At 32.0% G+C, this 12,375-nt stretch carries 9 protein-coding genes; all 9 read right to left on the reverse strand.

Annotated features, from left to right (window positions below):
* Window positions 1-135: 135 nt before the first annotated feature.
* Complete coding sequence (locus T1L09_RS08185) at window positions 136-495, reverse strand: hypothetical protein (protein ID WP_322550469.1); 360 nt, start codon at window positions 493-495, stop codon at window positions 136-138.
* 72 nt (window positions 496-567) lie between these two features.
* A complete protein-coding gene (locus tag T1L09_RS08190) occupies window positions 568-2,697 on the reverse strand; it encodes a heavy metal translocating P-type ATPase (protein ID WP_322550470.1) in 2,130 nt (709 codons plus the stop codon).
* Between the two features lie 248 nt (window positions 2,698-2,945).
* Entirely contained in the window at window positions 2,946-3,845 is a 900-nt protein-coding gene (locus T1L09_RS08195) for a cation diffusion facilitator family transporter (RefSeq protein WP_291251508.1), read from the reverse strand.
* A gap of 32 nt (window positions 3,846-3,877) precedes the next feature.
* Entirely contained in the window at window positions 3,878-4,345 is a 468-nt protein-coding gene (locus tag T1L09_RS08200; protein ID WP_322550471.1) for an MgtC/SapB family protein, read from the reverse strand.
* 28 nt (window positions 4,346-4,373) lie between these two features.
* Window positions 4,374-5,771, reverse strand: a complete 1,398-nt coding sequence (gene lpdA, locus T1L09_RS08205; RefSeq protein WP_291251510.1) for a dihydrolipoyl dehydrogenase — start codon at window positions 5,769-5,771, stop codon at window positions 4,374-4,376.
* A gap of 42 nt (window positions 5,772-5,813) precedes the next feature.
* Complete coding sequence (locus tag T1L09_RS08210; RefSeq protein ID WP_276976192.1) at window positions 5,814-6,221, reverse strand: SpoIIAA family protein; 408 nt, start codon at window positions 6,219-6,221, stop codon at window positions 5,814-5,816.
* Between the two features lie 139 nt (window positions 6,222-6,360).
* Window positions 6,361-6,690, reverse strand: a complete 330-nt coding sequence (locus T1L09_RS08215; protein WP_291108034.1) for a heavy metal-binding domain-containing protein — start codon at window positions 6,688-6,690, stop codon at window positions 6,361-6,363.
* A 40-nt stretch (window positions 6,691-6,730) separates the two neighbouring features.
* Window positions 6,731-8,008 carry an efflux RND transporter periplasmic adaptor subunit gene (locus T1L09_RS08220; protein ID WP_322550472.1) on the reverse strand — a complete coding sequence of 426 codons (1,278 nt, stop codon included), beginning with the start codon at window positions 8,006-8,008 and terminating at the stop codon, window positions 6,731-6,733.
* Window position 8,009: 1 nt separating this feature from the next.
* Window positions 8,010-12,350, reverse strand: coding sequence for a CusA/CzcA family heavy metal efflux RND transporter (locus T1L09_RS08225; protein WP_322550473.1), 4,341 nt, complete (start codon window positions 12,348-12,350; stop codon window positions 8,010-8,012).
* Between the last annotated feature and the right edge of the window lie 25 nt (window positions 12,351-12,375).

A 12,375-nucleotide genomic window follows, 5' to 3' on the forward strand; every position in this document is an offset into this window, starting at 1 on the left:
ATAAATTTAAATTGAATAGCAGCTATAATGAATTAAATACGCATGTTAAACATGTATAATTTAAGATTCAAAACTGTTATAAAAAAATAGCAAATGCTATAAATTTGACATAAGTATGGCTGTCAAATTTTAAATTTAGCTTATTTTAGGTATAAGCCATATAGAAGGAAAGCCATCTGAAAGTAAATTTTCAGAATGGTAAAATTTTGATTTACTTGTAGAAAAATCAAAATTATTATTTGTAAATTCTATTTCATTATAAATAAATAAACTAAAACCAACAGAAGAGACAGTAGTACAGTTTGAGTGACCACAACTACCATTACATCCTTTATCATCAGAATTATTGTTACTATCACAACAACTTTTCTCTTTTGTTTTAGTAGTGGAAACTTCTTTTTCACAAGATTGCTTTTCACTACCACAAGCAAAAGTATTATTAGGAATAAAAAATATTCCTAAAAACAAAATTATTATGATGTAAGATTTTTTCATTTATTGTTCTAAAACATACCAAAGTTAATCAAAATAAATTAATTATTATCAAGAAAATGTTAAAAATCAAGCTCAAAACTTCATCCTTTGGATTCTCACAGCATTTAATATTGCTAATAATGCTACACCCACATCCGCAAAAACGGCTTCCCACATAGTTGCTAAACCACCTGCACCTAGAATTAAAACTATCGCTTTTACTGTAAAAGCTAAAGTGATATTTTGCCAAACAATTTTCTTGGTTTGTTTTCCGATATTTATTGCCATTGGAATTTTTGAAGGTTTATCGTCTTGAATTACTACATCAGCAGTTTCTATTGTTGCATCACTTCCTAAACCTCCCATTGCAATACCCACATTACTTAAAGCAACTACTGGAGCATCATTAACACCATCACCCACAAAAGCAACCGTTTCGTTTTTGGCTATAATTTCTTTGACTTTATTTACTTTATCTTCTGGTAATAAATCACCAAACGCATTTGTAATTCCTAATTTTTGAGCCACAAATTGTACCACATTATTTTTATCTCCACTTAACATAGTAGTTTTGATTCCTAATGCTTTTAATTTATCAATTGTTATTTGTGCATCTTCTTTTATACTATCTGCAATGGTAAGATAACCAACGAATTTTTTATCGTAAGCAACAGCAATTAGCGTATAGACAATACTTGATGGATCAATATCATATTTAATTGAAAATTTATCCATTAGTTTGAAATTACCAACTAATACTTCTTTTCCGTTTGCATTTGCTTTTAAACCGTGTCCTGCAATTTCTTCTACTTCCTTAAGACTGATTTTACTATCTATTTCTCCAACAAAATCATGTATTGCAGTTGCTACTGGATGCGTACTTTGACTTTCTAAAGCATTTACTAATTGAAGTATTTCATTTTGGTCAAAATCAGCTTTAAAAACGACTTCTTGTACTTTAAAAACACCTTCGGTCATTGTTCCTGTTTTGTCCATCACCACGTTTTGAATAGAAGCCATTACGTCTAAAAAATTACTTCCTTTAAAAAGAATTCCGTTTTTAGAAGCTGCTCCAATTCCACCAAAATATCCTAAAGGAATACTAATAACTAAAGCACAAGGGCAAGAAATAACCAAGAAAATTAATGCTCGATACAACCAATCATTAAATTGGTAATCTGAAACAAAAAACATTGGCAACACACATATTGCAACGGCTAAAGCAACTACAATTGGAGTATATATTTTTGCGAATTTTCTAATAAATAATTCTGTTGGTGCTTTTTTAGACGTTGCATCTTGTACCATTTCAAGAATTTTTGATAATTTACTATCCGTATAAGCAACAGTTACTTTTACTTGACAAACCGAATTTAAGTTTATCATTCCTGCTAAAACTATTTCTCCTTTTGCTTTTGTGTCTGGTTTACTTTCGCCTGTTAATGCAGCGGTGTTGAAAGAAGCAGTATCAGAAAGTAATTCACCATCTAAACCTAATTTTTCACCTGCTTTAAGTTGGATAATATCTCCAATTTTTGCGGTTGAAGCTTTGATTGTTTTAGCTACATTATTTTCTAAAATAGTAACTTCATCAGGTCTTTGGTCTAATAAAGCCTTAATATTTAATTTGGCTCGTTGAACTGCCAGAGTTTGAAATACTTCTCCAACCGCATAAAATAACATTACGGCAACACCTTCAGGAAATTCAGCTATTGCAAATGCTCCAATTGTTGCAATTGACATTAACAGAAATTCTGAAAAGACATCACCTTTTCTAATACTTTCAAAAGCTTCTTTAACAACAGGAACTCCAACAGGAATATAAGCTACAAGATACCAAGCAATTCGTACCCAACCTGTAAACCAAGATTGTGTAAAATAATTATCAAAACCAATGGCAACTAATAATAAAACGAAACTTATTATTGCTGGTAAAAACATTTGAAAGGTTGATTTTCCCTCGCTTGAATGATCGTGGTCATGTCCATCATCATCTGAATGCTCTTCATGATTGTTTTGGTCATTATCGTGACCATCATTGTGAACCTCTCTTTGTTTTTTTACTATTTTTGAGTTATCCTCATCGCCACAACAACTTTCTTTTTGGACTTTCTTTTTTAAAGGTCTATCCGCTAATTTATTTATTTTTTCTTCCTGTGAGCAACACATCATTTTACCTTGTGCATCATAAGTGTGCTCGTGTTTTGGGTCTTTATTTATCATTTTATACTTTATTAAATTATATAAAAAAAGGTTGCAAAATAGTTATTTACTATTTACAACCTAAACTTGTTTATTTACGAAATGTTATGCCTGAAAACTTGTAACCAATCCAATTAAAGCAGATAGCATTAATACACATTTCCAGCAATTGAGCCTGTTGTTCATCTTTTAAATTTTTTATGTTATTTCTATGATTCATATATGCAATTTTTATGCCATTGTTTCCGTATAATGAATTTTGGCGACGATCAGATACTATTTGATGTGTAATCTTCTTTATTTATATGGACTTCTAATGTGGTATGACTTATTTTATAACTGGAATTCAATTCTTTTTTGATTTTAAAAATGATGTCATTCATTTCTGTGATGGTAGTTTCCGGTTTCATAATAATATGGCCGCTCAACGCATTTACACCAGAGGTTAGTGACCAAATATGCAAATCATGAATGGAATCGACACCCGGGTTTTTTGAAATGTATTTTTCTACTGCATCATAGTTTACATCTTTGGGTACACCTTCTAACAGAATATCAACTGATTCCTTTAGTAAACCAAATGTCCTGGGCAAAATAAATAAACCAATTAGCGCACTTATGATTGGGTCGATTAACAGCCATCCTGTTGACAAAATAATAATTCCTGCAATAATAACCGCAATAGAACTGAGCATATCAGCTACAACTTCTAAGAATGCTCCTTTAATATTTATGCTTTCTTCTGAACCCGATTTAAGAATTTTCATAGATATTAAATTGATTATCAATCCAATTGAAGCAACAATTAACATTGAGAATCCTGCTACTTTTGGTGGATCTTGAAATCTTTGCCAGGCTTCATACAAAATATAACCAGAAATAAATATTAGCACAATTGCATTAATCAAAGCAGAAAATATTTCAGTTCTTAAATAACCATATGTTTTTTTACTATTTCGAGGTTTAGATGCCATCCAAATTGCAAAAAGTGCCAATACCTGTCCAGCCACATCTGTGAGCATGTGTGCGGCATCTGAAAGTAAGGCTAAACTATTTGACATGAACCCCACAATTACTTCAACGATGAAATATACTAATGTTATTGAAAAGACAATTTTTAAGGATTTGTTGTGTTTATTACCTGCTGATGTTGTTGTTTCTGTTGACATATTTATTTTATTCAAATTATAGTTTTCTGGTATTAATCATTCTCATTTTCTTCTCCATGTTTATGAATCATTTTTTGTTTCCATTTTGCATACCATTGTTGATGGTGTAATGAAAGTAAAAAATATAATACCAAAGCTCCTACTATTGCTATGATAAACATATTTAATCCTACCGCAACACCTACGGCTGATGTACACCAAACGGTAGCTGCAGTTGTTAATCCATGCGATGTTCCTAAACTGTTATTGCGATATATTATACCAGCTCCAAGAAAACCCACTCCAGTGATAATGTTTGCAATAATTCTTGAAGCAGCTCCAGTATCATTAATTATATGTGTTGCAATGGCCGTAAACAATGTTGCGCCAATGCAAACGGCCGCATAAGTTCTTATTCCAGCATCTCTACCGTGTCTTTCTCTGTCTAAACCAATGAATGCTCCTAAAAGGAAGGAAACAATAAGTTTGGAAACTATAATTAATTCAATTTTTATATCCATATTTTTAAAGTTTCAGTAATTTTTAATCTTAAATATGAATTGCTTTATTGTTTGTTGCCATACACGCTTCACGAAATGCTTCAGTATAAGTTGGATGTGCATGACTGGTTCTTATAATATCTTCAGAAGATGCTCTAAATTCCATTGCAGAAACCGCTTCTGAAATCATATCTGCTGCTCTTGCTCCAATAATATGAACACCTAGTATTTCATCAGTTATTTTATCGGCTAAAACTTTTACCAAACCATCTTCGTCTCCACTGGCTATGGCTCTACCTAGCGCTTTAAAAGGAAAACTTCCTAATTTGTAATTTATTCCTTTTTCTTTTAATTGCTCTTCGGTTTGACCTACAGAGGCAACTTCGGGCCAAGTATAGATTACGTTAGGTATTAAATTATAGTTGAGATGCGGTTTTTGACCTGCAATAATCTCGGCAACCAAAACGCCTTCTTCTGATGCTTTGTGTGCTAGCATTGCTCCACGAATTACATCGCCAATTGCATAAATGCCTTTTACATCAGTTTCTAATGTTGCTTCGTTTACAGGTATTTTTCCTTTGTCTAAAGTAATCCCGAGTATTTCTATGTTTAAACCTTCTGTATAAGGCTTTCTGCCTATTGCTACCAAGCAATAATCGCCTTTTATTTCTACAGTTTGTCCGTTAATTTCGGCTGTTATTATTACTTCGTTACCTGTATTCTCAACTTTTATAACTTTATGACTGAAGTAAAAATTAGGTGCGAAATCTTTTTTCATCGATTTTTGCAATTCTTTTCCCATCGTTTTATCCATTGTAGGAATCATAGCATCTGCAAATTCAACGAAGGAAATTTTTGACCCTAATCTGGCAAATACCGAACCCATTTCTGCTCCAATTACGCCTGCACCAATGACAATTAGATTTTTAGGAATTTCATTTAGACTTAATGCCTCTGTAGAAGTAATAATTCGTTTTTTATCTAATGGAATGAAAGGTAAAATTGTTGGTTTTGAACCTGTTGCAATAATAACATTGTCGGCAGTTATGCTTTCTTCTGTATTGTCAGTTTTTATAATTTTAATGGTATTTTTATCTGTAAAAGAACCCAAACCATTGTAAACTGTAATTTTGTTTTTTTGCATCAAATAATTAATTCCGTCATTAATTTTTCTGATTACCCCATTTTTGCGAGTTACCATTTGTACAATATCGGCTTCTAAAGCACCTGTTTTTATACCATGTTCGGCAAATGTATGTGTTGCGTTAAAAAAATGCTCGGAACTATCGAGTAATGACTTTGATGGAATACATCCTACATTAAGACAAGTTCCGCCTAAAGTACTGTATTTTTCGATGATGGCAACAGTTAATCCTAACTGTGCGGCTCTAATTGCGGCTACATATCCACCTGGTCCAGAACCTATAATTGCTAAATTGTATTGCATACTTGTATTTTTAATAAATATTATTTGGAAGAAAACTAATTTTTATTTAGTTATAATTTCGTTCGATTTTACTTCATTTATAATCCATTCTTTCGCTTTTTCTTTTTCCGATAATTCAAAATATCTCAGATTTGCCTTTGTAAATGGTTTCATTATTGAAAGCATACACTTTTCCCACTTTTTATCACCCACAATTGCAATAGTTTCTATATCATCGGAATGAGTAAATTTCATATTGCCATAATCAATTTCAATTATACCGTCTTCCCAAAAACCAGTCGAATCTGAACCAGAGCCATCATCCATTTCAAAATACCATCGCACTTTTCTACCAGTGCTTATAATATTATGAATAAACGGATGAATTTTTTCATAATCTTTAATACCCAATAAGTCATTCGCTCTTGTAGCAATAATATTTTCTCCAGTAAAATCTAAAAGCTGTAACATAATTCAACTATTTTTAAAGTTTAGAATCTTTTTGTTCGATAAAAAGGGAAACAACACGGGGAGAATAGGGCTGTTATGAAAAGCCCTATTGTACCTAATTTATCTATATTTGTTTTAAGTTTCATTATAATTAAGCTAATTAGTGGTCATGCCCTTCATGGCTTTTCTCAGAACCTTCTTCTGAATGATTATGTCCATCATGATTTTCTTTCGAATGGTCGTGTCCTTCGTGATTATCTGCTTTGGCTTCTATTAAGTCCATTTTACAAACTGGACAAGTTCCTTTTTTATCGTATGTTTTTCCTTTTTCACAATCCATTGGACATTCATAAGCTACTTTATGAGCTTCGCCTTCTTTGTGATTATGACCTTCGTGTTCAGTTGTAACTTCTGTTTTTTCATTTTTATTACAAGAAACTACACTTAATGTTGCAATGGTAAAAGCCAAAATTAAAATTGATTTTTTCATGATAATTTTATTTATTTAGATGAATTATTGTTGAATATTATTAATGTGCGTGTCCGCCACCGCCTTCACTTTTTAGTAAATGACTTTGTACATAATACGCTCCTTTTAGTACAATTTTTGCATTAGGTTCTATTTTTTGAAGTAATGTTACTTGCGTATATCCTAATTGTGTAGTTCCTGTTTTTACTTCAATACGTTGAAAATGGAATGTTTTTCCTTCAGCTTCTTCATGCTTATCTCCATCTTCGTGATTATGTCCTTCTTTTTCGTCATGTGCAACTTCTTCTTCGTGACCTTCTTCTAATACAAAAATATACGCTCTACCATCTGCTTTAACAATAGCATCTTCTGGCAAAGCAAAAACTTCTTTAGTTCCTAAATTAATTAGAGCATTTACGTACATTCCTGAAATTAATTTTTGATTATTATTAGCAATTTCTACATGAACTGCTACTGCTTTTGTATCATTTTCAAATGTTTTTCCTATGCTGAACACTTTTCCTGTAATTTCTATTTGGTTTTGATTTGTAAATATAAAACGCACTGTTTGATTAACTTCAATTTTATACAAATCTTTCTCATAAACTAATAAGTCTACATGTAATTTTGAATTATCTACAATTGAAAGTAATGGTTTTCCAATTTCTACATTACTACCAATTTTAATATTTATTGTCGTTACATATCCAGAAATGGGTGCTCTAACACCAACAGTTGCCGTGGCATCGCCATTTGCATTGATATTAAAAACATTTAATTGCATTTGTAAAGAATTATAACGTGCTTTCTCTATTTCATAATCGGACTTTGTTTTTTGAAACGTTTTTCTTGAATTTACTTCCTCCTCATTCAAGGTCTTTTGCCTATCGAACTCTAATTTTAAATAGTTTAAATTACTTTTTGACGTTAAGTAGGCTTCTTGTAACCTTGCAAATTCTGGACTTGCAATAGTGGCTAAAGTTTGGCCTTTGTTTACATATTGCCCTTCTTTAAATAAAATTGATTTAATTATTCCTGTAGTTTGTACTGAAACATCTGCTTGATTTTGAGGAGGCAATTTCGTATAACCGTTTGCTTCAATAACTTCACTTAAATTCTTTTTAGAAAATGTTCCCAGTTGAATATTTGCAGCTTTGAATTGTGCATCGTTCAGTTCTACCTCTTTTATTGTAGCAACTTCTTCTTTTTCTGAAACCTCTTTTTCAGTATGATCGTGACCTTCGTGGTTGACATCGTTTTTATCGCGGAAGGCAAAGTATAGAACGCTACTCAAAACAATTAGAACTATTGCTATATATAATAAATTAGATTTTTTCATTTTATTGATTTGTTAAATATTGTAGGTTGATAATTGTTAGATTGTAGTTCAAAATAGCTTCATTGTACTTTAGTTGTATGTCAGATGCAGTTTCTAAACTGTTTGCATATTCTAAATAAGAGATATTACCATTTTGATATTCTTTTGCAGCATTTTTTAAAATTTCGTTTGCATTAGGCAAAGCTGTTTCTTTGTAGTACTGTAGATTTGATTTGAAAGTATTTAACTGTTCTACTTGCTGGCTGAATTGACTATGTATTTGCATTTGCATATAATTTAAATTCATTTCTTCCATTTCAATTTTAGTTTTAGCTGCTTTCGATTTTGCTATAGAACTTCCTGCAAAAATAGGTAGTGCAATTCCAACCGAAAAACCACTGAATTGAAGCGAGTTATTCGCTAGTGTATTGCTATTGTTTTCTGGTGTCCCAACTAGAGATTGCATGAAATAACCCGCTGAAAATTCAGGATAAAGGGCTGATTTTTCAAATTTTTGATTTGCTTTTGCTACTTCAATATGATTAAATGCTAATTTAATATTTGGATTTTGCTGTATTAAAACAGAATCTGCAATTATAGTATTAGCGACAAACAAAGTATCTGGCACATTAAAATCTGATTTTAAATCCAAAAACACTTTAATTTTTGATTTTTCAATTTCAATTTGGGTTGTAGTTTGTTTTAATTTTTGTTCTAATTGTTGCTGTTTTGCATTAGCAATATTTTTCTCTAAAGCGTTAGTTTCACCTGCGGAGTATCGTAAAGTAGCTGCTTTTACAAATTTTTGATATACACTGTTTAGCTCATTGAATAGTTTATTTTGAGTTTCTAGAAAAAGCATATTGTTCCACGCTTGACGAATGGAATAGGTAAGCTCTTGTTTTGCTATATTAATTTGCGTTTGGCTCGCATTACTGTTTTCATTCAGCATTTTTTTGCGTGCGTTAATTTGAAACGGATTGAAACTTTGACTCACACTAAAATTTTTATCCTTTTCGAAAGAGTTCAATTGACCAAAATTTCCTGTAAACTCTGTTTTCGGCAATTCAAATGCTGATTTTGTCAACTGTTTACTGCTTTTCGCATTTAAAATTGATGCTTGAATATTTTTATTTTTTTGCAGTCCAATTTCAATAGCTTTATCCAAATTTAATTCTTGTTTATTTTGTGCATTAGCACTAAAAGACAGTAGCGAAACAACTAGAATTGTTGCTATATTAGAGTTGACTTTAATCGATTTTTTAATTCCTTTTTCTAAATAATAATATAGAATAGGAAGTACAATTAAGGTCAATAAAGTAGCCGTAAGTAAACCGCCAATTACCACCGTTGCTAATGGTTTCTGCACTTCTGCACCAGCACTGCTACTTAAAGCCATTGGTAAAAAACCAAGCGAAGCTACTGCTGCCGTCATTATTACAGGACGTAATCTCACTTTTGTGCCTTCTTTAATTCGGTCATAGACATTTTCCATTCCTTCTGCTTTTAATTGATTAAAGTATCCTATTAAAACAATTCCGTTTAAAACGGCAACACCAAAAAGTGCTATAAAACCAACTCCTGCTGATATACTAAAAGGCATATCTCGCAACCACAATGCAAAAACACCTCCAATAGCCGAAAGTGGAATAGCTGTAAAAATTAATAAAGATTGTTTTATTGATTTAAAAGTAAAATAAAGTAGAACAAAAATCAATAACAATGCAATGGGAACTGCAATAGAAAGTCGTTTAGTAGCTTGTACCAAATTTTCAAACTGACCACCATAAGTTATATAATACCCATCAGGTAATTTCAAACTTGATTCTAGTTTGGTTTGAATATTTTGAACTACTGTTTTCACATCAGCATCACGAACATTAAATCCTACCACTATTCTACGTTTTCCATCTTCCCGCGAAATTTGCATTGGACCATCTTCAAAATTTACATCGGCAATTTGACTTAAAGGAATTTGATTGCCACTAGGTAAGGTTACAAACAAAGATTTTAAGTTATCAATATCTGTTCTAGCACTACTGTCTAATCGAACGACTAAATCAAAACGCTTTTCTCCTTCATAAATGGCACCTGCAGCTTCACCTGCAAATCCCATTCTTACGACTCTATTTACATCATTTATTTTTAAGCCATAAGCTGCCATTTTATCTTTATTGTAGCGAATAGTTATTTGAGGCAAACCAGCAACACGTTCTGCCTTGGCTTCTGCAACACCATCAATAGAATTGATTAACTGTACAACCTCGTCACCTTTACTAACTAATACATCTAAATCTTCTCCAAATATTTTAATAGCCACATCACTTCTGACTCCAGTCATTAGTTCATTAAAACGCATTTGAATGGGTTGCGAAAACTCGGTAAATGCGCCAGGAATTACTTCAAGAGCTTCTTCCATTTTTTCCATTAGTTCTTCTTTTGTTTCAGCAGTTGTCCATTCGCTTTTATCTTTTAATAAAATAATCATATCTCCTGCTTCAATAGGCATTGGGTCTGTTGGAATTTCTGCTGAACCAATTTTAGTAACTATCATTTTAATTTCTGGAAACTTTTCTTTTAAGATTTGTTCTGCTTTTGTAGTTGTCTCAATTTCTTGTGAAAGCGAACTTCCCGATGCGATAATTAAATGCGTAGCAATGTCTCCTTCGTCTAGTGTTGGAATAAATTCACCGCCAAGAGAATTAAAAACCAGTAGTGCTATTACAAATAATCCTACTGCAATTGAAAGGATTATTGCTTTTATTTTTAAAGCTTTTTCTAAAAGAGGTTCGTATAAATTGTGTAGTTTTTCGATTATTTTGTCACTAAAATTTTTCTTGTGTCCGGTTTGCTTTTTTAAAGCTAAAGCCGTCATCATAGGCACATAGGTTAGGGATAATAAAAAAGCACCTAATATTGCAAATGAAACTGTTTGTGCCATAGGACCAAACATTTTTCCTTCAATTCCTACTAATGCTAAAATAGGCAAATAGACAATCAAAATTATTATTTCTCCAAAAGCTGCACTGTTTCTAATTTTCGATGACGCTTGATATACTTCTTCATTCATTTCAGCTGTAGTAAGTTTACCTTTTTTACTTACCTGCAATCGATGCACAATTGCTTCAACAATAATTACGGCACCATCTACAATAAGCCCGAAATCAATAGCACCCAAACTCATTAAATTTCCACTTACGCCAAATAAACGCATCATTGAAATGGCAAATAATAAAGCCAATGGAATTACAGATGCTACAACTAGACCAGCACGCCAATTTCCTAAAAGTAATACTAATATAAAAATGACAATTAAAGCGCCTTCAATTAAGTTTTTTTCAACCGTTCCGATTGCTTTATTGACCAAAATAGACCTGTCCATAAAAGGTTCAATAGCTACTCCTTCGGGCAAAGATTTTTTGATTTGCTCCATTTTTGCTTTAACCGTCTGAATAACTTCACCGCCATTTTCACCTTTAAGCATCATCACCATTCCAGACACTTCTTCACCTTTACCATCTTTGGTTACTGCACCATAGCGAATACTACTACCAATTTGCACTTTAGCAACATCACGAACTAAAACAGGAATGCCATTTTGATTTTTAATTACAATTTTTTCAATGTCTTCAATTGAACTAGCCATTCCAATACCTCTAATGAAATAAGCATACGGTTTTTTATCTATATATGCTCCACCTGTATTTTCATTATTATTTTCTAGTGCCTCAAAAATTTCAGAGATTGAGGTATTCATACTTTTCAGCTTATCCGGCTGCACAGCAACTTCATATTGTTTTAAATTACCGCCTAAAGTGTTCACTTCTGCTACACCTTTAGTTCCAATAAGTTGCGGTTTTATTATCCAATCTTGAATAGTTCTTAATTCAGTGGCATCATATTTATCCTCAAACCCTTTTTTAGGAAAAACGACATATTGATAGATTTCTCCTAATCCTGTTGAAACTGGCGACATTTCGGGAACGCCAACGCCTTTTGGGATTGTGTTTTCGGCTTCCTTAAGTCGTTCTGAAATTTGAGCTCTTGCCCAGTATATATCCACATCTTCTTCAAAAACTACTGTAATAACGCTTAAACCAAATCTGCTTATTGAACGAAGTTCAACAATGTTTGGAATTGATTTTACAGATAGTTCTATTGGATATGTGATAAATTGCTCTACTTCTTGAGTGGCTAATTTTGGTGAAGTAGTAATAATTTGAACTTGATTGTTGGTAATATCTGGAAGTGCATCAATTGGCAACGTATATGCCGCATAACTTCCTACAATAATTAAAGCAAATGTAAATAGACCAATAATAAATTTATTATGGATACTGAAATGTATGATTTTATCTAACATTGAAAAATAAGTATATAAATTAGAA

The organism is Flavobacterium psychraquaticum, assembly GCF_034497725.1.
In the GTDB taxonomy this organism is placed as follows: domain Bacteria; phylum Bacteroidota; class Bacteroidia; order Flavobacteriales; family Flavobacteriaceae; genus Flavobacterium; species Flavobacterium psychraquaticum.

Bases quoted from the DNA above. Each gene is read 5' to 3' on its own strand.
- T1L09_RS08185 (WP_322550469.1), bottom strand. From the start codon at position 495: ATGAAAAAATCTTACATCATAATAATTTTGTTTTTAGGAATATTTTTT.
- T1L09_RS08190 (WP_322550470.1), bottom strand. From the start codon at position 2,697: ATGATAAATAAAGACCCAAAACACGAGCACACTTATGATGCACAAGGT.
- T1L09_RS08195 (WP_291251508.1), bottom strand. From the start codon at position 3,845: ATGTCAACAGAAACAACAACATCAGCAGGTAATAAACACAACAAATCC.
- T1L09_RS08200 (WP_322550471.1), bottom strand. From the start codon at position 4,345: ATGGATATAAAAATTGAATTAATTATAGTTTCCAAACTTATTGTTTCC.
- lpdA (WP_291251510.1), bottom strand. From the start codon at position 5,771: ATGCAATACAATTTAGCAATTATAGGTTCTGGACCAGGTGGATATGTA.
- T1L09_RS08210 (WP_276976192.1), bottom strand. From the start codon at position 6,221: ATGTTACAGCTTTTAGATTTTACTGGAGAAAATATTATTGCTACAAGA.
- T1L09_RS08215 (WP_291108034.1), bottom strand. From the start codon at position 6,690: ATGAAAAAATCAATTTTAATTTTGGCTTTTACCATTGCAACATTAAGT.
- T1L09_RS08220 (WP_322550472.1), bottom strand. From the start codon at position 8,008: ATGAAAAAATCTAATTTATTATATATAGCAATAGTTCTAATTGTTTTG.
- T1L09_RS08225 (WP_322550473.1), bottom strand. From the start codon at position 12,350: ATGTTAGATAAAATCATACATTTCAGTATCCATAATAAATTTATTATT.